Genomic DNA, 22,701 nt, shown 5'->3' with positions numbered 1-22,701 from the left:
CGCGTTGGTTCAGCCGCGCGCGGCAATGGCCTCGGCGCCCGCCGCGCCGAACTCGGCCACGGCGGCTCCCGGATCGCCCGTGATGACGAGCGCCTCGCCCACCAGGACGGCGTCGGCGCCCTGCCTGGCGTAGTCACGCACGTCGTCCACTCCGCGGACTCCGGATTCGGCCACCACCACGGCGCCGGCGGGGATCCGGCCCGCCAATCCGGCGAACACCGAGCGGTCCACGTCCAGGGTCTTCAGGTTGCGGACGTTCACGCCGATGATGCGTGCGTCCACGGCGACGGCGCGGTCGATTTCTTCGGCGGTATGCGTCTCCACCAGGGCCTCCATGCCCAGTTCGTGGGTCAGCGCCAACAAGGCCTTCAGCCGCTCGTCGTCCAATGCGGCGACGATCAGCAGCACCAGGTCGGCGCCGTGGGCGCGTGCCTCGAAGATCTGGTACTCGTCGACGTTGAAGTCCTTGCGCAGCAGCGGAACGTCCACCGCGGCGCGCACCGCGTCGAAGTCGGCCAGCGAGCCGTTGAACCGGCGCTGCTCCGTCAACACGCTGATCACGGCGGCACCGCCGCGTTCGTAACCGGCGGCCAGTTGGGCCGGATCGGCGATGGAGGCCAGATCGCCCTTGGAGGGGCTCTTGCGCTTGACCTCGGCGATCACCTTGAGCGCCGTTCGCGGCGAATCGTTGCCGCCCAGGGCCGCGTAAGCATCACGCGGGGCCGGCGCGGCCGCGGCCAGCCGCTGGATCTGCGCCAGCGGAACCTGGGCGCGCCGGGACTCGAGGTCTTCGCGGACTCCAACGATAATGTCGTCGAGAACGGTCACGTTCAGTGTCCGCTGCCCTGGATCTTGCTGCCGTCCACGCCGTAGCCGACCTTCTTCATGATCCAGCCGACGATCAGGCCGATGAACATGATTGCCACGCCGGCCCAGAAAACCGGGGACGAGGCCATGGCGAAGCCGATGCCGCCCACGATGGAGCCCAAGATCATGATGAGCACGCAGGTCCAGGCGGCGGGGCTGTTGCCGTGGCCGATGACCTCGTCGTGGATGCTGCCTGCCGGGTCCGTCTTCATCGCGGTTTCGGTGGCGGTGGCCTGGTTGCCCATGGTGTATCTCCCTCTAAAAACGGTTCTGCTACTTCATTCTGCCATTGTTTGCGGGCGCGGCAGGCCAGTGTGACACGGCTGCCGGCGGCCCTGCTGCCCGGTGCCGGCGCGGCCGGCGGTTCAGTCGGTCGGGTCGTTGCCCCGGCTGAGCTGGTCCCAGCTGTCGATTTCGTCCACGCTGCCGGCCCGGTCGGACGGCATGCCGTCGGCCTGCCGCTCGGTTGCCGGCACGTACTTCTTCGACGCGGCCCAGGAACGCCCGGCCGCCAGCAGCCAGACGGCCGTCAGCAACAGCAGGACACCGGCGGCGGCGCCCAGGTAAGGGAAGACCGTGATGCCGACGGCGGCTTCTCCCCCGATCTGCCCGGTCGCCTCCCCGATGGCCGCCGAAGCGGCCCCGGCCGGGTTGGCGATCACCGTGAGGCTGGCGGCAGAGATGCCGATGCCGGCCGCGGCCAGCAGCACGGCGATCACGATGCGGGCGATCCGGCCGGCGATGGAAGCCGCCAGGGCGGCGGCCAGTGCCACCAGCGCCAGGGCCGTCACCGCGGTAGCGGCGTCGCTGCCGGGCACGCTCACGTCGGGGGTCTGCACCCGGGTGCCCGGGAACCGGGCCGTGAGCCAGGTTTGCGTCGTGGTGCCAAAGGCGGCCAGCGACATCACGACGGCGGCGAGCACCACCGTGCCCTTGCGCCGCCAACGCGCGGCGGCAGGCCGTGGCGCCGGTGCCGCGTCCCGGGCCGGGGAGGTGTTCTCTTCGCTCATTGCTGCCCCTTGACCGGTACGTGTGCCGGGTTGGCCGGGTGGAGCCGCGATGCCAGGGTCACTGCCCGCAGCGGCGCCGCCGCCTTGTTCACGGTCTCCAGCGCCTCGGCCTCCGGCTGGGAGTCGGCCACGATCCCGCCGCCGGACTGGACGTAGGCGACGCCGCCGCGCAGCAGCGCCGAGCGGATGGCGATGGCCATATCCATGTCCCCGGCAAAGTCCAGGTAGCCCACCACGCCGCCGTAGATGCCCCGGCGGTGCGGTTCGAGTTCGTCCAACAGCCTCAGGGCGCGGGGTTTGGGCGCACCGGAGAGCGTGCCCGCCGGGAACGTCGCGGCCAGCACGTCGTAGGCGGTCTTGTCCGGCGACAGCCGGCCGACCACGGTGGAGACCAGATGCATGATGTGGCTGAATTTCTCCACCTCCATAAACTGAGTGACGTCGACGCTGCCGGGCGTGCAGACCTTGGAGATGTCGTTGCGGGCCAGGTCCACGAGCATCAGGTGCTCCGCGCGTTCCTTCTGGTCGGCGAGCAATTCCTCGGCCAGTTCCTTGTCATGCTCCACGCTGTGTCCGCGGGGCCTGGATCCGGCGATCGGGTGGGTGATGACCTCGTCGCCGGTCAGGGTGACCAGTGCCTCCGGGGAGGAACCCACGATCGAGTAGCCCACGCCGTCGGCGTCTTCCAGGCTGAACAGGTACATGTAGGGGCTGGGATTCAGGTTCCGCAGCACGCGGTAGACGTCGAGGGCCTCGGCAGAACATTCGGCCTCGAACCGGCGCGAGATTACCACCTGGAACACTTCGCCGTCGACGATTGCTTCCTTGCCGCGGTCCACGGCCGCCAAATACTTCTCCCGGGCCCAGCGGTGGGTCACGCTGTTCATCAGGTCGGCGGTTTCCAGGGCGGCGTCTTCCAGCACCGACACCTGCTGCGCGAGCGGTTCAGCGAGCTGCGCCAGCAGGTGTTTGGCGCGTTTCACGGCGTCCAGCCATGCCTCGTCCACGCGCTCGTCGCGGTTGTCGAAGTTGATGGCGTTGGCGATCAGCGTGACCGTGCCTTCGGCGTTGTCGTGCACGGCGAGGTCGGTAACAAGGTTCATGGCCAGTTCCGGCAGGTTCAGGTCGTCTTCCGGCGGGGACGTCAGCTTTTCCCAGTGCCGCACGGCCTCCCAGCCGACGAATCCCACCAGCCCGGACGTCAGCGGCGGGAGCGAGTCGAACCGTTCGGTCCGCAGCGCCTCCACCGTGCCGCGCAGGGCCTCCACCGGGTTGCCGGTGCGCGGCACGCCCACCGGCGGCTCCCCCAGCCAGTGCGCCTGCCCGTCCCTGGTCGTGAGCGTGGCCCGCGAGTTGGCACCGATGAAGGAATAGCGGGACCAGACTCCGCCGACGGCGGCCGACTCCAACAGGAAGGTTCCCGGCCGGGAATCGGCCAGCCTGCGGTAGATGGAAATGGGAGTCTGGTCATCGGCGAGCACCTTGATGGAGACCGGGATGACCCTGCGGTCGCGGGCCAGCGCGCGGAATTCCTCCAGGCTGGGGCTGATGACGCCAAGGTCCTGCATGCGTTATCTGTCTTTCGCTTCAGTGGCTGATACTGCGGTGGTCAGGGGGCCGGTTCAGGTGCCGGATGCTCCTTGGCTTGCGTCCGGTTCGGCGCTGTGGCCGGCGACGGCGTCGAGGCCCCGGCCGTCAAAGCAGGTGCGGGTGCCGGTGTGGCAGGCGGCGCCGACCTGGTCTACCCGGACCAACAGGGCGTCGCCGTCGCAGTCCAGGGCCACCGACTTGACGAACTGCACGTGGCCGGAGGTGTCGCCCTTGCGCCAGTACTCCCGGCGCGAGCGCGAGTAGAAGGTAACGCGGCCGCTGGTCAAGGTGCGGTGCAGCGCCTCGTCATCCATCCAGCCCAGCATCAGCACCTCACCGGAGTCGAACTGCTGGACGATCGCGGCGACCAGGCCGGCGGAGTCGCGCTTGAGCCGGCCGGCGACGGCTGGGTCGAGGGCCGTTGCGCCGGCCCCGGACGGCACTGTTGTGGGGTAATCAGACTCGGAAGGCATCCCTACAAGTCTAGTGCCAAGTCCCGGAGGCCCCCGCCCGCGCCGGCGCGGGCGCACGTACACATTTATCGGCCCGCAAGCGCCTCCTTCGTGCTAGGTTCAGAGAGATGCATTACGTAAATCCGTCCCGTGAAGTCCTGGCCGAGACCTTGCTGGCTGCCGGGCCGGATTCACCCACCCTGTGCGAGGGGTGGAAGACCGCAGAACTGGCCGCCCATCTGTACATCCGTGAACATCGAGTGGGTGCCGCCCTCGGCCTGGCCTTTAAGCCGCTGGCCAGGGTTTCGGACGAGGCCACCCGCAAGGTGGCGGACACAGCCCGGGAACCGGCCGGCTACGCCAAGCTGGTGGAAGCCTTCCGCGCGGGCCCGCCGGCCTGGTCCCCGTTCAGGGTTCCGGCCGTGGACACGGTGGCCAACCTGGTGGAATTCTTCGTCCACACCGAAGACATCCGCCGGGCCACCGACCGCTGGGCGCCGCGGGCGCTGGACGAGGACTATTCGGCGGCACTGTGGGACGAACTGGTTAAGCGGGCGGCCTTGCTGTACCGGGGAGTGGACCTGGGCATCGTGCTCGTGCGTCCGGACGGCCCGCGGCACGTGGCCAAGCGGGCACCCGTCTCGGTGGCCATCGGCGGAGAACCGGGCGAACTGCTGATGCATGCGTCCGGCCGGACCAGGCATGCGCTGGTCACCTTCGAGGGCCAGGCCGATGCCGTGGCCCTGCTGGACAGCGCCGAAATCGGCCTCTGACCCTTCCGCTTCCCCGGCTCCGGGACTCACCGGACCGGGTAGCCCGCGTCCCGGATCGCCTGCTTGACCTGCGCGATGGCGTCGTCGGGCCCGAAATGGAAGACCGAGGCGGCCAGCACCGCGTCCGCCCCCGCGGCGACGGCCGGCGGGAAATGCGCGGGCTTGCCGGCGCCGCCGGAAGCTATCAGCGGGACCTTCACCGCCGCCCGTACCGCCCGGATCATCTCCAGGTCGAACCCGTCCTTCGTTCCGTCGGCATCGATGGAGTTGAGCAACAACTCCCCCACTCCCCGGTCGGCCGCCTCGCGGGCCCACTGCACCGCGTCGATCCCCGTGCCCTTGCGGCCGCCGTGCGTGGTGACTTCGAATCCGGAGGCCACCGAGGGGTCATCGGTCCGGCGGGCATCCAGCGAGAGCACCAGCACCTGGGAACCGAAATGGCGGGTGATTTCGTCGATCACATCGGGCCGGGCGACCGCGGCGGTGTTGATGGCGGCCTTGTCCGCCCCGAAGCGCAGCAGTTTGTCGACGTCGGCGACCTCGCGCACGCCGCCGCCCACGGTCAGCGGGATGAAGACTTCCTCCGCGGTGCGGGCCACGACGTCGAACGTCGTCTCGCGGTTGCCGGAGGAGGCGGTGACGTCCAGAAAGGTCAACTCGTCGGCTCCGGCACGGTCGTACCGGTGCGCCAGTTCCACCGGGTCACCGGCGTCGCGCAGGCCTTCGAAATTAATTCCCTTGACCACGCGTCCGGCGTCGACGTCCAGGCAGGGGATCACACGGATGGCAACAGTCATGGCGTACTCCGGGGCAGTCAGATGCGGCAGGCGTGGATGGTGCTGACCAGGATGGCCCGGGCACCGAGATCGTAGAGCTCGTCCATGATGCGGTTGGTCTGCGTGCGGCGGACCATCGAGCGCACGGCCACCCAGCCGGTATCGCGCAGCGGCGAGATGGTCGGTGACTCCAGCCCCGGGGTCAGCGCCGCGGCGGCGTCCACGAGGTCCTTGCGGATGTCGTAGTCCATCATGACGTACTCGCGGGCAACAATCACGCCGCGCAGCCGGCGCATCAGCACGTCCAGCCCATTGGCCGGGGTCTCCCCCGCGCGGCCGATCAGCACGGCCTCGGACTTCAGGATGGGGTCCCCGAAGATTTCCATCCCGGCGGCCCGGAGCGTGTTGCCGGTCTCCACAACGTCTGCAATCGCGTCGGCAACGCCGAGGCGCACGGAGGACTCCACCGCGCCGTCCAGCCGGACGACGGAGGCGTCGATCCCGTGCTCGGCCAGGTAGCTGCGCAGCAGCCCGTCATAGCTGGTGGCCAGGCGCTTGCCGTTCAGTTGCGCGGCACTGGTGAACTCGCCGAGCGGACCGGCGAACCGGAACGTGGACGCCGCGAAGCCGAGGTTCATCAGCTCGACGGCGTCCACCTGTGCGTCCAAAAACAGGTCACGTCCGGTGATCCCGACGTCAAGGGTGCCGGAGCCTACGTAGACGGCGATGTCGCGCGGGCGGAGGAAGAAAAACTCAATGTCGTTGTCGGCATCGGTCATGACCAGTTCGCGGCTGTCGCGGCGCTGGAGGTAGCCGGCCTCGCCCAGCATGGCGGAGGCGGCTTCGGACAGGGAACCTTTGTTGGGAACAGCTACACGCAGCATGTGGGGGTCTTTCTGGGATCGTCTCGGCCGCAGCAGGGCCTCGCAAGTGTGGAATAGGCCTGGGTCTGGGCGGGGCGCCGCGCAGGGGCGGCGTCCCGCTACAGATGCTTGTAGACGTCTTCCAGCCGCAGGCCCTTGGCGATCATCAGGACCTGCAGGTGGTAGAGGAGCTGGGAGATTTCCTCGGCGGCGGCTTCGTCGGATTCGTGTTCGGCTGCCATCCAGACTTCGGCGGCCTCTTCGACGACCTTCTTCCCGATTCCGTGGATGCCGGAATCCAGCTCGGCTACCGTACGGGAGCCCTCCGGGCGCTGCTGCGCCTTTTCGCTCAGTTCCGCAAACAGGGATTCGAAGGATTTCACGCCCTTTAGACTACGTCAGGAGCGCGTGGGGGCGGCAAACCGCCGTTCCCATTGTGACGAATGCCTCCGGCGCCGCGCGGCGGGCCGCTTCCAGATGCGGCGCCGCGCGACGGTCCACTTCGGACGCCGCGCCGCGCCGCGCCGCGGCCCGCCTTAGACGCCGAGGCCTCGGAGCGTGGCCGCGGTCGCCAGGGCGGCGGTCACCGCTTCGTGGCCCTTGTCCTCGCTGGAGCCCGCCAAACCGGCGCGGTCCAGGCCTTGCTGCTCGGTGTCGCAGGTAAGCACCCCGAATCCCACCGGCGTGCCGGTCTGCACGCTGACGCTGGTCAGGCCCTCGGTGGCGGCCTGGCAGACGTACTCGAAGTGCGGCGTCCCGCCGCGTATCACAACGCCGAGCGCCACCACGGCGTCATAGTGGGGCGCCAGCCGGGCGGCGGCGACGGGCAGCTCGAAAGCCCCGGGCACCCGGACCAGGGCCGGTTCCCCGATGCCCGCCTCGGTTGCCGCCCGCAGCGCGCCGTCGACCAGCCCGTCCATGATCTCGGTGTGCCAACTGGCGGCGACTATGGCGAGCTTTAGCGCGCCGGTCTCCGCCTGCAGGCCGGTGATGTCGATGGTGGGTGCTCCGTGTCCGCTCATGTTCTTCCTTCGTGAAACTCTCGTCGGTGGTTGTTGGTGGGTGCTTGCGCGCAGGCGTCAGCTCTGCTGCACGGGCGTTGTCTGCAGGACGGCCAGCCGGTGGTCCATCCGGTCCCGCTTGGTCTCCAGGTAGCGGCGGTTCTGCTCCCGGAAGGGAACCTCCGCGGCCACCATCTCGACCACATCGATGCCCAGCGCCGCCAGCATGCTGCTCTTGGCAGGATTGTTGCTCAGCAGCCGGATGGCGCCGATGCCCATCGCCCGCAGGATGGCGGCGGCGGCGGAGTAGTCCCGCGCGTCCACGGGCAGGCCCAGCTGCTCGTTGGCCTCCACCGTATCGGCGCCGGCTTCCTGCAGCGCGTAGGCCCGCATCTTGTTGGCCAGCCCGATGCCGCGCCCCTCCTGGCCGCGCAGGTACAGGACCGTCCCGCCGTGCTCTCCGATCATGGCCAGCGCCTGCTCCAATTGCTCGCCGCAGTCGCAGCGGTAGGAGGCGAACACGTCGCCGGTCAGGCATTCGGAGTGCAGCCGGACCAGAGGTTCGGCCGCCGGACTGACCTGCGAGGTGATGCTCAGGTGCTCCACGCCGGTGGCGGCATCGGTCCACGCCTGGGCGGTGAAGCTGCCGAAGGCCGTGGGCAGCTGAACCGCGGGCCCGCCCTCGACCGTGGCGGCCGGAGTCTTTTCGCGGATGTCCTTACCGTCCATGGTTCGCCGCCTTCGGCAGGCCGGCGGTGTCCGCGTTCCCGGCCAGGTGGTTCGCGAGGTCCTCGATCGAAACCAGCGGGCAGCCGTGCTCGTCGGCAAAGGCGCGCAGCGCCGGCAGGCGCATCATGTCCCCTTCATCGTGCACCAGTTCCGCGATGACGCCCACCGGCGCACGCCCGCCCAGCCGGCACAGGTCCACGGCGGCTTCGGTGTGTCCGCGCCGCGCGAGCACGCCGCCGTCGACCGCCCGCAGCGGGAAGACATGCCCGGGCCGGGTCAGGTCGGCGGCAGTGCTGTCCGCCGCCGCCAGCACCACGGCGGTGCGCGCACGGTCGGCGGAACTGATGCCAGTGGTCACGCCGTCGGCCGCGTCGCAGGAAACCGTGTAGGCCGTTCCCTTGGCATCCTGGTTGACTTCGACCATGGGCGGCAGCCCCAGTTCGTCGGCCCGCGCCGCCGGCAGTGGCACGCAGATGACGCCCGAGGTATAGCGGATGGTCCAGCCCATCAGTTCGGGGGTCGCGGCGTCGGCGGCAAAGATGATGTCGCCTTCGTTTTCCCGGTCCTCGTCATCAACGACGACGACGGGGCGGCCGGCGGCGACCGCCGCCACAGCGGCTTCGATCGTGTCGAGCGCGATCCGCGGCTCCACCGCGGCGCTCATGCCCTGGCTCCGGTGGTGAAGGCCAGGAGCCGTTCGGCGTACTTGGCGAGGACGTCCACTTCCAGGTTGACGCTGTCGCCGGGCTGTTTCGCGCCCAGGCCGGTGTCGGCCAGCGTGGTGGGAATCAGGCCGACTTCGAAGAACTGCGTCGCGGCACCGGCATCGCTGACGTTCGTGACCGTCAGCGAGACGCCGTCGACGGCGATGGAGCCCTTCTCCGCGATGTAACGGGCCAGCTCCACGGGAACGGTGAAGCGCAGCCGCTCCCAGTCGCCCAAGTCCTCGCGTTCAGCCAGCGTGCCGACACCGTCCACGTGCCCCTGAACCACATGTCCGTCCAGCCGTCCGCCGGCCGGGACGCAGCGTTCCAGGTTGACCGGCTGCCCCGGACGGAGCGAACCGGTGGTGGTGCGTGTGAGGGTCTCCCCCATCACGTCCACGCTGACCCGGCTGCCGTCCAGCGCGACTGCGGTCAGGCACACGCCGTTGACGGCGATCGATCCGCCGAGCCCGAGCCCGGCAGCCGTTTCGGGTGCGGTGAAGGTCAGCACTGCGCTGTCAGTGGCCGGACTCAGGTCCAGCGATTCAACGCGCCCTTGTTCCGCGATGATTCCGGTAAACATTCATTTGCCTTTCTGAGTGCCGTGGGACGGCAGGGGTTCCAGGTGCAGGCGCAGGTCCGCGCCCAGGATTCGGGTGCTGCCGCCGGCCGTGTCCCAACGCCAGCGGCCGGCCTCGGACAGCGTCCCGATGCCGAGGTCGGCCACCGCACGGGTGCCGGCGCCGAGCATCAGGGGTGCCAGGTAGAGCACGAGTTCGTCGACCAGGTCGGCGCGAAGGAAAGCCGAGGCGACGGTAGCTCCGCCCTCGATCATCGCGTGGCCGATGCCGCGCCGTGCCAGTTCGGCCAGGACTTCGGCCGGGTCGTGGGTCGCCAGTTGCAGGAAGCGGCCATCGGTGCCGCGGACCGCGGCGTCTGCCGCGACCTTTCGGCGCCCCATCACCACGCGCAGCGGCTGGCCCGGAGTTTCGTGTCCGGCCCGGTCGCGGGCGGTGAGCCTCGGGTTGTCGGCCGCGATGGTTCCGTTGCCGGCGATGATGGCGTCCGCGCGGGCGCGGATGCCGTGGCTGTCCGCCCGCGCCTCTTCCCCGGTGATCCATTGGCTGGTGCCGTCTGCCGCGGCAATCAGGCCGTCCACGGTCTGCGCGACGTGCAGAGTGGTGAACGGCCGCGCTTCCCGCCGGGCCTCGAACCAGCGATGGTTCAGGTCCAGCGCCTGCTCCCGCAGCAGTCCCGTGCGCACGGCGACGCCGGACTCGGCCAGCCGCTGCGCCCCGCCGGCGGCCGCCTCGGTGGGGTCGGCCGTGGCGTAGACCAGCGAGCCGATGCCCGCGTCCAGGATGGCGCCGGAACAGGGGCCGGTGCGGCCGCGGTGGTTGCACGGCTCCAGGGTCACCAGCATGGTGCAGTCCGCCAGGTCCGCGGCGCGCTCCGGGGACACGTTCGCCAGCGCATCGACTTCGGCGTGGGGTGTGCCGGCGCCCCGGTGGTAACCGATGCTGACCACCTCGCCCCGCGGGTCGATGATGGCGGCGCCCACGAGGGGGTTTGCTCCGCGCACGCCCTGCCGCGCGGTATCCAGCGCAAGCTCCATGGCGCGCTGCTCGGCCGGCGCGAAATCCCTGGCCGTGCCGACTGCCGCCTGGCCCATCACGCCTGCACCTGCTCGCCGGCCGGGCGCCCGATGCGCGGATCGGGATGCAGGGTTTCGACGCCGGGCTTGGCCTGCGCGTTGGCCCGCCACCAGACGAAGAATCCAACCAGCGTGAAGCCTCCGTAGAAGAGGTACATAAAGGCGCTGGCGTAGTAGCCGGCGCTAAACAGCAGCGGCACGCCCACAATGTCGACGGCCACCCAGATCAGCCAGAATTCGACCCAGCCGCGTGCCATGCCGTAGGTGGCCAGCAATGAACCGACGAAGGTCCAGGCATCGGCCCAGACCGGCTCGTAGGAGCCGAGGGCCGCGAAGACCGGGGTCAGGGCGACGGTGCCCAGGAGCAAGGCGGCGACCAGGCCCAGGCGCGCCTTGCCGCCGGCCCACTGCGGGGTGATGGCGTGGCCCTCGCCGCTGCGTGCGGAGCGCCAACGCCTCCAGCCGTAGACGGCCACGGCGATGAACATGACCTGCCGGCCGGCCTGGCCCAGGAGGTTGGCGGTATTGGCGGAGCCGAAGAGCGACCCGAGGAATACGGTCAGCAGCAGCACGTTGCCGATGATGCCGACGGGCCAGGCCCACACCTTCCGGCGCATTCCGCCGAGCGCGCTGAGCAGGCCGAAGACGTTGCCCAGAACTTCGCGCAGCAGCAGAGCGCTGCCGGCTACGGGAATCTGGGCTTCAAAGAGCCACCGCAGAAAATCCATGCCGTTCCTTTCGAGCCGCGGCGGCTCCGGGGAACGACAGAGCGGAAGCTTCGGGGTCTCCGGGTCGCGGTCATCGACCGTACCCGGTGGCCCCATGGCTGCCACCTGTACGTGCTTCTCCCATCCAGACTTTAACTGTCGGTACCGGAATTTCACCGGTTCAACCGCTGCGTCAAGTTCCGGGCGGAACTCTCGGCAGCGGGTCGCGGACTATAACCGCCGGTTCGGACTTACACCGACCCCGGAGCACGTTTGTGTTTGCGTAACTATGCTCTCACAACTGCCTTGTGGCACGTTCCATTCCCGTCACAACCTGTAACACCGGTCACAGGAGCCTCAGGAATGGGGTTGCCGGCCGGCCGCGGCCCGCAGCGAGGCGATGGCCTGCTCCGGATCGTCCTTGCCGTACACGGCGGATCCGGCCACGAAGACGGTGGCGCCGGCCTCGGCGGCCCGCACGATGGTCTCTTCGGTGACGCCCCCGTCCACCTGGATCGCAACCGGGAGCCCCGAACCTGCCACGGCGCGCGCGGCCTTGCGGATCTTGGGCAGGGTCACGTCCAGGAAAGACTGCCCGCCGAAGCCCGGCTCGACCGTCATGATCAGCAGGAGGTCCATCTCCGGGAGCAAATCCAGATAAGGCTCGACGGCGGTGGCCGGCTTCAGCGCCATGCCCGCCTTGGCCCCGCGGGACCTCAGCTCCCTGGCCAGCCGGACCGGGGCCGCCGCCGCTTCCACATGGAAGGTCACGGATTCGATCCCCGCCTCGGCATACGCCGGCGCCCAGCGGTCCGGGTCGGCGATCATCAGGTGCGCGTCCAGGGGCAGGGTGCTGACTTCCCGGATCCGCTGCACCACCGGCAGCCCGATGGTCAGGTTCGGCACGAAATGGTTGTCCATCACGTCCACGTGCACGGCATCGGCGGTACTGATGCGCCGCAGTTCGGCTTCGAGGTTGACGAAATCGGCCGAGAGGATGCTGGGGTTGATGCAGCACTGTGCCATCGGTTGCTTGCCTGCCTGTCTGTGTGTCGAGGGATGTCGGAACCGGTGTTGGCCTAGTTGGTTCGGCGGAGCAGCGCCATGAACATGGCATCGGTGCCGTGCCGGTGCGGCCACAGCTGCGCCGTCGTCCCGCCGGCCCGGCCCACGGCGTCGCCGCCGGGTTGTCCTGCTTCCAAATGCCCGGGGAGGCTGACCCCGTCGAGGACGGAGGAGGTGTCCAGCAGTTCCAGCCCGGGATTCCGGCGCAGCAGGTCGGCGACCACCGCCGTCGTCTCCGCCGGGTGCGGGGAGCACGTCACGTAGGCGATCAGGCCCCCCGGCTTTGCGGCGGCCACGGCCGCGCCGAGCAGTTCGCGCTGCAGCGGCCCCAACTGGGCCACGTCGGAGGGCTTCCGGCGCCACCGCGACTCCGGGCGGCGGCGCAGGGCCCCCAACCCGGTGCAGGGCGCGTCCACCATGATCCGGTCGAACTGTCCGGCATACAGCTCGCCCACGTCGCGGCCGTCGCCGGTGCGGATCTCCCACACCCCGGCCGGTACCGGCGCCAGGGCCTTCCGGACCAGCTCGGCACGGTGTTCGGCCACCTCGTTTGCCAGCAGCGTGGCGCCCCGCTCGGCGGCCAGCGCGCCCAGCAGGGCGGCCTTGCCGCCGGGACCGGCGCACAGATCCAGCCAGCGCTCGCCCGGCGTCACCGGCGCGGCGGCGGCCAAGGCCAGCGCCACGAGTTGGGAGCCGGCGTCCTGGACGCGGGTGGTTCCGGCCCGCACGCTGGCCAGCCGGCCGAGGTCTCCCCCCGCATACAAGGCGGAGCCCGCGACCAGTTCCCCGGGCTCCGCGCCGGCGTCGATCGCCTCGTCCAGCGAGCCCAGCCCGGGCAGCGCCACCAGGTTCACGACCGGCGCGGCGTTGTCGGCCGCCAGCAGGTCTTCCAATTCGTCCACGCGGCGTCCGTGCCCCGCCAGGGATTGCCGCAGTGCCCGCACCACCCATTCCGGATGGCTGTGTTCCAGAGCCGCCGCCTTGACCGGGTCGGTCTCACCGGCGGTCAGCTCGGCGGTCCAGCCGTGCAGGTCACGGGCGGTGACCTTGCGCAGGACGGCGTTGATCAGCGAGCCGGGGCCAGCGCCGATCACGGCGCGGGCCAGGCCGACGGTCTGGTCCAGGGCGGCATGGGCCGGCACCCGCATGGCCAGCAGCTGGTGGGCACCGAGCCGGAGCGCATCGAGGATCGCGGGGTCCAGCTGGTCAAGCGGCCGGTCCACGCAGCGGGCGAGGATGGCATCGTATGTGCCCAAACCGCGGAGGGCGCCGTAGGCCAGCTCCGTGGCGAAACCGGCGTCGCGCTTGTCCAGCCGGTGTTTGCGGATGCTCGCCGGCAGCACCAGGTTCGCGTACGCGTCGTCCCGTTCCACGGCGCGGAGCACCTCGAAGGCCGCCAGCCGGGCCGGGTCGGCCGCCCGCGTCCGCTGCGACGGAGCCGACCGGGAGTACTGCCTGGCGCCGCCGCGGTTGCGCTCCCGCCCCGCAGCATCACGGCGGCCGGCCCCCTGGCCGCCGCCGCCTTGGCGTCCGCTGTTCCGGCTGCCTTCATTCCGGCCGCTCATTCGAAGTGCACGTCCTCACGCTGTCCGAGCCCGCGGGCCCAATCTGCTGCATCCATCATTTTCTTGCCCGCCGGCTGGACCCTGTCCAGCTCCACGGCATGGGAACCGGTGCCCACGAGCGCCGAGGCCGCCGAGCCGCCGGACAGCCTCACGGCCCCGGGCGGCAGCCCGCGGTGCTCCGGCCGCAGGCGTACCGGGCCCAGCTTGAAGCGCTGGCCGTCGAGCATGGTCCAGGCACCGGGCTCGGGGGTGACGCCGTTAATGCGGCGGCGGACGGCCAGCGCCGGCTGCCGCCAATCAATGTGACCGTCCGCCAGGGACAGCTTGGGCGCGAGGCTGACATCGCCGGACTGCGCCACCGCCACCGCTGTGCCCGCGCCAACGGCCGCCAGGGTTTGCGACAGCAGCACGGCGCCGCTGTGGGAGAGCCGCTCCAGCACCTCGCCGCTGGTGTCCGCGGGGCGCAACGCCTCGGTCAGGGTGCCGTACACCGGGCCCGTATCCAGCCCCTTCTCCAGTTGGAAGGTGGAGGCGCCGACGACGTCGTCGCCGTTGATGATGGCGTGCTGCACCGGCGCGGCGCCGCGCCACGCGGGCAGGAGTGAGAAGTGCAGGTTGATCCAGCCGTGTTCGGGTATGCCGAGCGCGGCTTCCGGGACGAGGCCGCCGTAGGCCACGATGGCCGCCACATCCGGGGCGGCTGCCCGGATGGCATCGGCCGCGGCCGGCCCGATCCGGTTGGCCCGGATCACCGGCACGCCGAGCTCCGCGGCGCGGGCCGCCACCGGCGAGGCGGTCAGGACGCGTTTACGCCCTATCGGCGCGTCCTCCCGGGTGAGCACGGCCACAATCTCGAAGCCGTCCTCGACGAGCTGGTCGAGGGAGGGCACGGCCACGCCGGGAGTGCCGGCGAAGAGGACCCGCAAGCGCCTGCCGCCGTCCGTCATGCCAGCGGCTGCCCGAAGGAACCGGTGCCCGCCGCGGCCGGCCCGCGGCTGAAGCCGGAGCCGACGTGCGCCGCGCGCTGGGCCTGGGTTTCGCCGGCCACACCGTTGTATCCGGCGTTGCGGATGGAGCGCAGCGCGTTCTTCCGGTTCTCGCCGGTGAGGTGGTCGATGTAGAGGATTCCGTCCAGGTGGTCGGCCTCATGCTGGAAACAGCGGGCCAGCATCCCTTCGCCCTCGTACTCCACCGGGTTGCCGTGCATGTCCTGGCCGGTCACCCGCGTCCAGCGGCGCCGGCGCACCGGGTAGCCCAGCGCGGGTATGGACAGGCACCCTTCGGCGACGTCGTCCTGGAAGTCGTCGCTGAGCTCGAGCACCGGGTTGACCACGTGGCCGCGCCGGCCGTCCACGCGGAAGGTGAAGACGCGCAGGCTCACGCCCACCTGCGGGGCGGCCAGCCCGGCGCCGTCGACGTCCTCCATGGTTTCGTCCATATCCGCCACCAGCTTGGCCAGCTCCGGCCCGAACACGGTGACCGTTTCCGCCTTGGTCCGCAGCACGGGGTCGCCGATAATCCGGATGCTCAGGATCGCCATGTAGTTCTTGTCCTCACTGTTGCCGCTTCAGTACGCTGCCGTTGGTTCCGGTCCAGTTTAGTGGGCCTGCTGGACCGCCTGCAGGGCCGCCGCAGGGGGCGGCGCGATCGGCAGCAGCGCCCGGCCCGCCTCGGCTACCTGCAGATGCGTCTCCCACGCCCGGCGCAGCGAGCAGAAGCGGTACCAGTGCCATCGAAGCACCTCGGGGTTGGCGCGCATCGGCCGGACTTCCGTCTCACCGATCGCCACGCCCAGCAGCAGCGGATCGTCCCCGTGGGCCCACGGCTCCCAGCGCCCCGTCGCGGCGTCGACCAGCGACTCCTGTGCCTTCATGCCGGCCACCAACTGCATGACCACCTTGTCATTGAGCGCCTTGACCTGACCGTTGCGGTCCGTGCCCTTGGTCTTGAAGTCGATCAGGCAGGTGCGCCCCGCAATCCGGGCCACGAGATCCAGCGTGCCGGCGTATCCGACTTCCTGGTTCCAGACAGTGATCTCCGGGGCTATCGGCTCCACCCCGTAGAGCTGCCACCATTCGTCGAACCTGGCGGCGAAAGCCTCTTCGCCGTTGGCCTTGAGCGCCTCCCGGGCACCCGCAACGTCGTGCTCCCTGTCCAGCGCCCGCAGTGCCACCTGTTCGCAGTAAGCGTGGACGCGGTCCCCGCGCAGCGCGGCGGCATCCCGGTAGCGGTCGGCAGCCAGGGTCGCTTCCTTCGCCAGCGACCGCAGCCGCCCCGGGTCTCCGGCGGCCTCGGCCAGCCTGGCATCGGAGGCCAGGGAGGTGGCTGCCATGTGGGCGAACCAACCGTCCAGCGTGGTCGGCTCCTGCGCGATCACGGTGGTGATGGAGGGAACCGACGGCGGCTCCGAGGTGGAGCGCGCGTACATGCGGCCGTTGGCGGTGGCATGCGCAAGAAGTGGTGCAGTCATAAGGAAATCTTCTCAGGTTCCACTGACCGTTCCGGTCCGCAAGGCACAGCGCGGGCGCAACGGCGGTCGGCCTCCGCGCCGTTAACGAAAACATCCCCGGCCAGGCGATGCTGCCTGGCCGGGGATGTTTTCCGTGGTGGGCGATACTGGGTTCGAACCAGTGACCTCTTCGGTGTGAACGAAGCGCGCTACCACTGCGCCAATCGCCCCGGGTTTGCTGCGGATGCGCGGGCGCTTCCTGCAACGTCTAGAAATGCTAGCCCACCGAGGCGCTGAAACAAAAATCGCCCGGCTACGGCGCCTGGCCACTTGTTACGGGTGTGGTCTTTGGGGCGGGCGAGGAACGGGACCGCGGGTGGGCCACGGAACGGGTCGCCGGGCCAGCCGCCGCGTTCACCGCCTCCGGGCCGAACGGCCCGCGTCGTTTCACCCGCCGCAGCGTCGATTGGACGAAGCGGGAATCGTCCTATAGAGTTTTTACTCGTTGGAAATCACAGCGACGCCGCGAGCCGTTTGATGAAGGATCGCGGAAAAAGTGATGGAAAACTTTTGCGGACGTAGCTCAGCTGGCTAGAGCACCACCTTGCCAAGGTGGATGTCGCGGGTTCGAATCCCGTCGTCCGCTCGCAAGTCACTGTAACGTGCCAGCGTCGCTGGCCGGTCCTAGCGCAACTGCGAATAGGCACGGTGGGGTGGCCGAGAGGCGAGGCAGCGGCCTGCAAAGCCGTATACGCGGGTTCGAATCCCGTCCCCACCTCGTTTGCGGCGACACAGCAAACATCTCGTGAGAGATCACGGGCGATTGGCGCAGCGGTAGCGCGCTTCCCTGACACGGAAGAGGTCACTGGTTCGATCCCAGTATCGCCCACTGGAACGCAGTCCGGAGTGATCCGGAAACCGTTTCGCGCGGACGTAGCTCAGCTGGCTAGAGCACCACCTTGCCAAGGTGGATGTCGCGGGTTCGAATCCCGTCGTCCGCTCTCTTTTTCAGCGTTTTCTCCAGCGGCCCGCCTCGGGCACACCGGGGCGATTGGCGCAGCGGTAGCGCGCTTCCCTGACACGGAAGAGGTCACTGGTTCGATCCCAGTATCGCCCACCACTCCACGGCTCCCCCGGCGGGAGCCCTCCTTGTTTAAGCCGTCTACTCCGTTGAGCGCCCGCGGCGCGGTGCCTACGATGGATGTGCAGGGGCGAAAGGCCCCCCGTCGGAAAGGAGGTGGCTGTGTCTGTATTTGACGAGCTCAAGGGCAAGGCCGGAGGACTCAAGGACAAGGCAGCCGGTCTCGTGGGAGAACACTCTGGCAAGATCAAGGGTGCCGTCGGCAGCACCGGTGACTACATCGACGCCAAGACCGGCGGTAAGTATTCCAAGCAGGTAGGCGGCCTGCAGGCCAAGGCATCCCGTTTCGTCGACACGTTCGGTGACAGGGATGGCCAGGCACCGTCCGACGGGAACACTCCGTCCGCCTAGTCCTGGGCACGCCAAGGAGGGTGCCGGACCGCCGGGAGGCGAGCCGGCACCCTTTGTCGTGAGGCCGCTTATTCGCCCGTGCGTGCCTTGCGGTCCGGCGGACCCGTCAGCCCGTCCCATTCCTGCGCCGCTGCTCGGCAACTGATAGCTAACCGGGTGGGAGCCTGGAGGCCAAGGCGCGAGTGTAGCTCTCGGGATCGTCATGGGTCTGCGCCGAGACGACGAGATGCCTTGGGCTGATGCGCTTGGCGTAGTCCCCCTGATAAGGCATGACCAGGACGGTGTCCAAGCCTGTTTTCCAAGCGGCAATCAGAGCCGGCAGACAGCGGCGTTCGGGGTGTAGTTCAAGAGGGAGCATGTGGTTGGGCTGCAGCTGGATTTGCCAATGGTTGAAGCCGTCGATGTCCACGCCATCCCAGCCGTATTCGGTTGTCCAGCCCGGCGGGAAGGCCACGTGCCTCTCCTGATCGGAGCGGATTTCCGGCGTTGGATGCTGGTTCTTCTGGTCCCCCGTGTCGTACCAGGCCCAAGCTCGTTCCCAAGCCTGCTGCCAACGGGCGCCCCACTCAGTCCTGTCTGCAGTGGCAGGCAGTCGCGAGGCACCGGGCTTCGGTGCCGGATTCAACTCGGGAATGTTGACATCCGGGGCAATGTTCCAAGCGCTACGGATGAAGAGCAGGAGCGATAGGTGGTTCGGCGCGACTTTCACAGAGATGACCATGTCCTGCGGCCAGGGGTTATCTGGCAGGGGCTGATTGGATCTCATGAATTCCCTTTCGAGATTTTGATTCCTCGTCCGCTCCAGCTCGGTCAGGTAAGTGTCCCACCATAGGACCGGCACAGAACCGCACAGAGCCTCCTGCACCTACTTCTCAGCAAGCTCCAGATCCTCCACATCCTCTGTCCCCAAGAAATCCACTGCCTCGGCCCAGGCCCTGGTCATCTGGCCGCATCAACAAGAAGTTATGCTTCGCAGCGTCCCACCCTTCCTCTCCATGCTGTTCCGCCGCTACCGTGACGCAGACCGTTGTACATCAAACAAGGGGCGGTCATGCATGCGATAGCCAAACTGACGACTGGGGTTGTCGTACTGCTGGCGTTGTCCGGCTGTGGAAGTTCAACATCCGGAGGAACCGCCGTCCAAGAACCAGCCGGCACGGCAGGGGTGAACGATCCAGACGCGCAGATGCATCCCGAACTGCTCGAAGTCTCGCCGTCTCCTACTAAACCGGGGCAGACCATCAAGGTCCGATTCCCCGAGGAAACTTCCCGGGGAATCCCCTGGGTTCTGGAAGAACAGGACGGCAACAGCTGGCTTGTCCGCTACTACCTCATTGCCACGACCGATGACGACGGCGGCTCTGGTTCCCCAACATGGTGGCCTGCGAACGACCCCAAGGGCCAAACCTGGAAGGATATTGGCGTCGAGGGATCTGGCCCAGACACCCTCATCATTCCGGACAGCATTCGCCCCGGAACGTACCGGCTGTGCACGGCCAACAGCATGCCGAACATCTGCACCATGCTCGGCATCACGGAGTAGGGGCGCCCGGTCTCGGCCATTCGGCGGGGTCGCGTAGTTGAACACCGCGTCGGTCGCGTCGGTTGCCCGGTCGTATCGTCATCAGGCGCAGGGCATTACTCCTGCACAGTGGCGGCATGTGCGCGCCCGGCTGCGGGAGCTAGGCCGCTGGTTCGCCGGCCTGGCCCTCGCGGGCCAGCGCGGTCAGGCGTGATACCGCCCGGAAATACTTCTTCATGTAGCCGCCGGACATCATTTCCGGAGTGAAAAGCTCATCGAACGGCACGCCGCTGGCGATGATCGGCACGTCCTTGTCGTAGAGCCGGTCGGCCAGCACCACGAACCGCAGGGCCACGGCCTGCTCGGTGATCGTGTGCACGTTATGCCAGGCCACCGCGTCCACGCCGTCGAGAAACTGCTTGTACCGGCTGGGATGCACCCCGGCCAGGTGGTTGACGAGATCGGAGAATTCGTCGGCGGCCACGACCTTGCCATCGAAATCATGCAGCCGCCGCTTGAGTTCGTGGTCGCTGAGCGGCTCGGGGGCGGCCGGAAGCCCCCGGTGCCGGTAATCCTCGCCGTCCACCCGGATGACCTCGAACTGGTCGGACAGCACCTGGATTTCGCGTTGGAAATCGACGGCGGCAAAGCGTCCCTCCCCCAGCGAACCCGGCAGGGTGTTGGAGGTTGCCGCAAGCTTGACCCCGGCGTCGGCGAGCTCGCGCATCAGCCGCGACATCAGCACGGTGTCGCCGGGATCATCCAATTCAAACTCGTCGATGCACACGAGGCGGTAGCTGCTGAGCGCTTCCACGGTTTTGCGGAACGACAACGCGCCGACCAGGTTGGTGTACTCCACAAAGGTGCCGAAGGCCTTCGGGCCGTCGACGGCGTGCCACAGCGAGGCGAGCAGGTGGGTCTTGCCCACGCCGAACCCGCCGTCGAGGTAAATGCCGGAGTGGCCCTCCGGCTTGCCGCCGCCAAACAGCTTCTTCAAGCCCTTGGGCTTGGGCCGGTCGACCACAACCGCAAAACGCTGCAGCGCAGTCACGGCCTCGCTCTGAGACGGCTGGGCCGGGTCCGGGCGGTAGCTGGCGAAGGATACTTCGCCGAAGCGCGGCGACGGGTGCAGGCCCGCCAGCAGTTCGTCCACGGACACCTTCGGCGTCCGGCGTGAAAGCTGTTCAATCTGGGGCACGTAGGCTAACCGCTGCCTTCCTGACATGGGCTCGGAGAATGCACAGCGGCCGGAATGCCGCCAGCAAAACGATACGCTACCCCGCCCGCCGGCGGCAGCCGGTGTAAGCCAGGCCACAGCGGGTCCGGCGGGCCCCGGTGCTCCTGGGCCGGCGGGCCACGGTGCTCCGGCCGGCGCACCCAGGCGCTCCTCCCGGCGGGCCCAGGCGCTCCGCCCGGCCACGATGTGACGCGGGGTGCGGCCCCGGAAGCTTTTGCCTGCTCCGGTGGTTAGGCTAAACAGAAGTCCCCCGGCCGTTTTGCACGGCCGTCTGCACGCTATGGAAAGCTGCACGTCAAGGAAAGGTTTGCCATGCCCATTGCCGCCGAGCACAACGAGAAGTTTGCCGCCTATGCCAACCCCGACCGCCTGGTCTCCACGCAGTGGCTGGCTGAGAACCTGGGCGCGGACGGGCTGGTGGTCGTGGAGTCCGACGAAGACATCCTGCTATACGAGACCGGCCACATTCCGGGCGCGGTGAAGATCGACTGGCACACCGACCTGAATGATCCGGACACCCGCGACTACGTGGACGGCGAGGGCTTCGCCGCGCTGCTCGGTTCCAAGGGCATCAGCCGGGACACCACCGTGGTGCTCTACGGGGACAAGAGCAACTGGTGGGCGGCCTACGCGCTCTGGGTCTTCACCCTGTTTGGCCATGAAGACGTGCGGTTGCTGGATGGCGGCCGTGACAAGTGGATCGCGGAGGGCAGGGAACTGACCACCGACGTGCCGCGGCCCCAGGCGGTTGACTACCCCGTGGTCGAGCGCGACGACGCGCCCATCCGGGCCTTCCTCACCGACGTGCTGGACCACTTCGGCAAGCCGCTGGTGGACGTCCGCTCCCCGGAGGAATACACCGGCGTGCGCACCACCATGCCCGCCTACCCCGAGGAAGGGGCGCTGCGCGGGGGCCACATTCCGACGGCGGCGTCCGTGCCGTGGGCGCGGGCGGCGGCCGAGGACGGGACGTTCCGATCACGCGAAGAGCTCGAGACCATCTACCTGGACGACGCCGGGCTGAAGCCGGGCGACGATGTGGTGGCTTACTGCCGGATCGGCGAGCGGTCCAGCCACACCTGGTTCGTACTCAAGTACCTGCTGGGCTTCGACACGGTCCGCAACTACGACGGCTCGTGGACCGAATGGGGCAATGCCGTGCGCGTGCCGATCGTCAGGGGCGCCGAGCCCGGCGGGATCCCCGCCTCGGCCCGCTGAGGAATAGCCGGCGGGCACGCAACGTTGACGTAACGAGCCCGAAACTGCAAGAGAGAGCGCAAGTATGACCGTGACCGAGCAGACGATTCCCGAACCGCTGGCAGAAATCATCGACGACTTCCAGGCGGTCAGCGAGGCCGAGCGGCTGCAGCTGCTGCTGGAGTTCTCCCGGGAGCTGCCCGAGCTGCCGGAACGCTTCGCCGGGCATCCGGAACTGCTGGAGCAAGTGGTGGAATGCCAGTCTCCTCTCTTCCTGACCCTGGAGCTGGGCGATGACCCGGACCAGGACGTGCAGATCTTCTTCTCGGCTCCGCCGGAAGCCCCCACCACTCGCGGCTTTGCCTCCGTGCTGCACGAGGGGCTCAACGGACTGCCGGCAGAGGAGATCCTGGCCGTTCCCGACGATATAGCCGAGCACCTGGGCCTGACCCGTGCCATCACCCCGCTGCGGATCCGCGGCATGTCCGCCATGCTGTACCGCATCAAGCGCCTGATCACCGAGGCACGGCAACTGCGCGCCGCCTCGGCCTGACGGTGGCCAGGCACAAACCATCCGCCGGAACCCCCGCCACCACGCTGCTGCAGCGGGCGGGGGTTCCGCACGTGCTCCACACCTATGCCCACGACCCCGCGGCGCCCAGCTTCGGCCTCGAGGCCGCGGAGGCGCTGCGGATGGATCCCGCCCGCGTGTTCAAGACCCTGATGGCCGTCGTGGACGAATCGCTGGCGGTCGCCGTCGTGCCGGTCAGTTCCAGCCTGGACCTGAAGAAACTGGCCGCGGCGTTGGGTGGGAAGCGCGCGGCCATGGCAGACCCGCAGGTGGCCCGGCGGCGCACCGGGTATGTGCTGGGCGGGATATCGCCGCTGGGGCAGAAACACGCCAGCCCCACGGTGCTGGATTCCACCGCCCGGGACTTCGGCGCCATCCTGGTCTCGGGCGGCCGCCGCGGGCTGGATATCGAGATTGCCCCGGCGGACCTGGCCGCGCTGACGGGCGCGTCCTTCGCCCCGCTGAAGGCGGGTTAGC

27 protein-coding genes, 6 tRNA genes and 1 riboswitch are annotated in these 22,701 nt (G+C 68.9%); of the genes, 11 read left to right on the top strand and 22 right to left on the bottom strand.

Annotation, left to right across the window (positions count from 1 at the left end; genetic code table 11):
* Positions 1 to 9: 9 nt before the first annotated feature.
* From trpC to hisI, 5 genes are all read right to left on the bottom strand, one after another.
* Entirely contained in the window at positions 10 to 828 is an 819-nt protein-coding gene (gene trpC / locus AC5RVG_RS11140; RefSeq protein ID WP_494013883.1) for an indole-3-glycerol phosphate synthase TrpC, read from the bottom strand.
* 2 nt (positions 829 to 830) lie between these two features.
* Entirely contained in the window at positions 831 to 1,112 is a 282-nt protein-coding gene (locus tag AC5RVG_RS11135; protein ID WP_493999592.1) for an HGxxPAAW family protein, read from the bottom strand.
* Between the two features lie 120 nt (positions 1,113 to 1,232).
* Positions 1,233 to 1,877 (bottom strand): Trp biosynthesis-associated membrane protein, encoded by a 645-nt coding sequence (locus tag AC5RVG_RS11130; RefSeq protein WP_494013882.1) that lies wholly within the window; start codon positions 1,875 to 1,877, stop codon positions 1,233 to 1,235.
* Complete coding sequence (locus AC5RVG_RS11125) at positions 1,874 to 3,445, bottom strand: anthranilate synthase component I (protein WP_494013881.1); 1,572 nt, start codon at positions 3,443 to 3,445, stop codon at positions 1,874 to 1,876. The genes AC5RVG_RS11130 and AC5RVG_RS11125 overlap by 4 nt, the downstream gene beginning before the upstream one ends.
* Before the next feature lie 54 nt (positions 3,446 to 3,499).
* Entirely contained in the window at positions 3,500 to 3,940 is a 441-nt protein-coding gene (hisI, locus tag AC5RVG_RS11120) for a phosphoribosyl-AMP cyclohydrolase (protein WP_494013880.1), read from the bottom strand.
* Positions 3,941 to 4,047: 107 nt separating this feature from the next.
* Here hisI and AC5RVG_RS11115 point away from each other — a divergent pair, with 107 nt between their 5' ends.
* Entirely contained in the window at positions 4,048 to 4,692 is a 645-nt protein-coding gene (locus AC5RVG_RS11115) for a TIGR03085 family metal-binding protein (protein ID WP_493999588.1), read from the top strand.
* A 26-nt stretch (positions 4,693 to 4,718) separates the two neighbouring features.
* On the opposite strand, the gene hisF is transcribed toward AC5RVG_RS11115, so the two are convergent.
* The 15 genes from hisF to AC5RVG_RS11040 form a co-directional block, all read right to left on the bottom strand.
* On the bottom strand, positions 4,719 to 5,489 hold the full coding sequence (gene hisF, locus AC5RVG_RS11110) for an imidazole glycerol phosphate synthase subunit HisF (protein WP_493999587.1): 771 nt from the start codon (positions 5,487 to 5,489) through the stop codon (positions 4,719 to 4,721).
* A 17-nt stretch (positions 5,490 to 5,506) separates the two neighbouring features.
* The gene (hisG, locus tag AC5RVG_RS11105; protein WP_493999586.1) at positions 5,507 to 6,352 is read right to left on the bottom strand and encodes an ATP phosphoribosyltransferase; all 846 of its coding nucleotides are present in this window, start codon (positions 6,350 to 6,352) and stop codon (positions 5,507 to 5,509) included.
* 98 nt (positions 6,353 to 6,450) lie between these two features.
* The gene (locus tag AC5RVG_RS11100; protein ID WP_493977843.1) at positions 6,451 to 6,714 is read right to left on the bottom strand and encodes a phosphoribosyl-ATP diphosphatase; all 264 of its coding nucleotides are present in this window, start codon (positions 6,712 to 6,714) and stop codon (positions 6,451 to 6,453) included.
* Positions 6,715 to 6,867: 153 nt separating this feature from the next.
* The gene (gene ribH / locus AC5RVG_RS11095) at positions 6,868 to 7,353 is read right to left on the bottom strand and encodes a 6,7-dimethyl-8-ribityllumazine synthase (RefSeq protein ID WP_493999585.1); all 486 of its coding nucleotides are present in this window, start codon (positions 7,351 to 7,353) and stop codon (positions 6,868 to 6,870) included.
* 57 nt (positions 7,354 to 7,410) lie between these two features.
* The gene (ribA, locus tag AC5RVG_RS11090; RefSeq protein WP_493999584.1) at positions 7,411 to 8,061 is read right to left on the bottom strand and encodes a GTP cyclohydrolase II; all 651 of its coding nucleotides are present in this window, start codon (positions 8,059 to 8,061) and stop codon (positions 7,411 to 7,413) included.
* A complete protein-coding gene (ribB, locus tag AC5RVG_RS11085) occupies positions 8,051 to 8,725 on the bottom strand; it encodes a 3,4-dihydroxy-2-butanone-4-phosphate synthase (protein WP_493999583.1) in 675 nt (224 codons plus the stop codon). The genes ribA and ribB overlap by 11 nt, the downstream gene beginning before the upstream one ends.
* Positions 8,722 to 9,348 (bottom strand): riboflavin synthase, encoded by a 627-nt coding sequence (locus tag AC5RVG_RS11080; protein ID WP_493999582.1) that lies wholly within the window; start codon positions 9,346 to 9,348, stop codon positions 8,722 to 8,724. The genes ribB and AC5RVG_RS11080 overlap by 4 nt, the downstream gene beginning before the upstream one ends.
* On the bottom strand, positions 9,349 to 10,437 hold the full coding sequence (ribD, locus tag AC5RVG_RS11075) for a bifunctional diaminohydroxyphosphoribosylaminopyrimidine deaminase/5-amino-6-(5-phosphoribosylamino)uracil reductase RibD (protein ID WP_494013879.1): 1,089 nt from the start codon (positions 10,435 to 10,437) through the stop codon (positions 9,349 to 9,351).
* The gene (pnuC, locus tag AC5RVG_RS11070) at positions 10,437 to 11,147 is read right to left on the bottom strand and encodes a nicotinamide riboside transporter PnuC (protein WP_494013878.1); all 711 of its coding nucleotides are present in this window, start codon (positions 11,145 to 11,147) and stop codon (positions 10,437 to 10,439) included. Before pnuC ends, ribD begins: the two co-directional genes overlap by 1 nt.
* A gap of 107 nt (positions 11,148 to 11,254) precedes the next feature.
* Positions 11,255 to 11,401, bottom strand: a riboswitch (FMN riboswitch).
* A gap of 82 nt (positions 11,402 to 11,483) precedes the next feature.
* Complete coding sequence (gene rpe, locus AC5RVG_RS11065; protein WP_494013877.1) at positions 11,484 to 12,152, bottom strand: ribulose-phosphate 3-epimerase; 669 nt, start codon at positions 12,150 to 12,152, stop codon at positions 11,484 to 11,486.
* A 53-nt stretch (positions 12,153 to 12,205) separates the two neighbouring features.
* The gene (locus AC5RVG_RS11060) at positions 12,206 to 13,756 is read right to left on the bottom strand and encodes an RsmB/NOP family class I SAM-dependent RNA methyltransferase (protein WP_494013876.1); all 1,551 of its coding nucleotides are present in this window, start codon (positions 13,754 to 13,756) and stop codon (positions 12,206 to 12,208) included.
* A complete protein-coding gene (locus AC5RVG_RS11055) occupies positions 13,753 to 14,682 on the bottom strand; it encodes a methionyl-tRNA formyltransferase (protein ID WP_494014125.1) in 930 nt (309 codons plus the stop codon). The genes AC5RVG_RS11060 and AC5RVG_RS11055 overlap by 4 nt, the downstream gene beginning before the upstream one ends.
* A 17-nt stretch (positions 14,683 to 14,699) precedes the next feature.
* Positions 14,700 to 15,296: a peptide deformylase gene (gene def / locus AC5RVG_RS11050; protein WP_494013875.1), complete on the bottom strand. Its 597-nt coding sequence runs from the start codon at positions 15,294 to 15,296 to the stop codon at positions 14,700 to 14,702.
* Between the two features lie 57 nt (positions 15,297 to 15,353).
* Complete coding sequence (locus AC5RVG_RS11045; RefSeq protein WP_494013874.1) at positions 15,354 to 16,226, bottom strand: cytochrome; 873 nt, start codon at positions 16,224 to 16,226, stop codon at positions 15,354 to 15,356.
* A gap of 134 nt (positions 16,227 to 16,360) precedes the next feature.
* Positions 16,361 to 16,435: transfer RNA gene (locus tag AC5RVG_RS11040), tRNA-Val, on the bottom strand.
* Positions 16,436 to 16,777: 342 nt separating this feature from the next.
* On the opposite strand from AC5RVG_RS11040, the gene AC5RVG_RS11035 reads away from it, so the two are divergent.
* The 6 genes from AC5RVG_RS11035 (at position 16,778) to AC5RVG_RS11010 (ending at position 17,697) form a co-directional block, all read left to right on the top strand.
* Positions 16,778 to 16,851, top strand: a tRNA-Gly gene (locus AC5RVG_RS11035).
* Between the two features lie 61 nt (positions 16,852 to 16,912).
* A tRNA-Cys gene (locus AC5RVG_RS11030) sits at positions 16,913 to 16,983 on the top strand.
* 39 nt (positions 16,984 to 17,022) lie between these two features.
* Positions 17,023 to 17,094: transfer RNA gene (locus AC5RVG_RS11025), tRNA-Val, on the top strand.
* A 38-nt stretch (positions 17,095 to 17,132) separates the two neighbouring features.
* Positions 17,133 to 17,206, top strand: a tRNA-Gly gene (locus tag AC5RVG_RS11020).
* 44 nt (positions 17,207 to 17,250) lie between these two features.
* Positions 17,251 to 17,325: transfer RNA gene (locus tag AC5RVG_RS11015), tRNA-Val, on the top strand.
* Between the two features lie 123 nt (positions 17,326 to 17,448).
* A complete protein-coding gene (locus tag AC5RVG_RS11010; RefSeq protein WP_494013873.1) occupies positions 17,449 to 17,697 on the top strand; it encodes an antitoxin in 249 nt (82 codons plus the stop codon).
* Between the two features lie 148 nt (positions 17,698 to 17,845).
* On the opposite strand, the gene AC5RVG_RS11005 is transcribed toward AC5RVG_RS11010, so the two are convergent.
* Positions 17,846 to 18,463: a hypothetical protein gene (locus AC5RVG_RS11005; protein ID WP_494013872.1), complete on the bottom strand. Its 618-nt coding sequence runs from the start codon at positions 18,461 to 18,463 to the stop codon at positions 17,846 to 17,848.
* 285 nt (positions 18,464 to 18,748) lie between these two features.
* Here AC5RVG_RS11005 and AC5RVG_RS11000 point away from each other — a divergent pair, with 285 nt between their 5' ends.
* Positions 18,749 to 19,240: a hypothetical protein gene (locus AC5RVG_RS11000; RefSeq protein WP_494013871.1), complete on the top strand. Its 492-nt coding sequence runs from the start codon at positions 18,749 to 18,751 to the stop codon at positions 19,238 to 19,240.
* A gap of 139 nt (positions 19,241 to 19,379) precedes the next feature.
* Here the strand turns inward: AC5RVG_RS11000 and zapE are convergent, their stop codons facing one another.
* Entirely contained in the window at positions 19,380 to 20,417 is a 1,038-nt protein-coding gene (gene zapE, locus AC5RVG_RS10995; RefSeq protein ID WP_493999572.1) for a cell division protein ZapE, read from the bottom strand.
* A 351-nt stretch (positions 20,418 to 20,768) separates the two neighbouring features.
* On the opposite strand from zapE, the gene AC5RVG_RS10990 reads away from it, so the two are divergent.
* From AC5RVG_RS10990 to ybaK, 3 genes are all read left to right on the top strand, one after another.
* On the top strand, positions 20,769 to 21,674 hold the full coding sequence (locus AC5RVG_RS10990) for a sulfurtransferase (RefSeq protein ID WP_494013870.1): 906 nt from the start codon (positions 20,769 to 20,771) through the stop codon (positions 21,672 to 21,674).
* A 70-nt stretch (positions 21,675 to 21,744) separates the two neighbouring features.
* Positions 21,745 to 22,206: a SufE family protein gene (locus AC5RVG_RS10985; RefSeq protein WP_494013869.1), complete on the top strand. Its 462-nt coding sequence runs from the start codon at positions 21,745 to 21,747 to the stop codon at positions 22,204 to 22,206.
* Between the two features lie 2 nt (positions 22,207 to 22,208).
* Positions 22,209 to 22,700 carry a Cys-tRNA(Pro) deacylase gene (gene ybaK, locus AC5RVG_RS10980; protein WP_494013868.1) on the top strand — a complete coding sequence of 164 codons (492 nt, stop codon included), beginning with the start codon at positions 22,209 to 22,211 and terminating at the stop codon, positions 22,698 to 22,700.
* Position 22,701: the final 1 nt, after the last annotated feature.

It is taken from the genome of Arthrobacter senegalensis, from assembly GCF_059091765.1.
The sequence above is the reverse complement of the archived record's forward strand: the minus strand, read 5'-3'. Positions and strand labels throughout refer to the sequence as shown.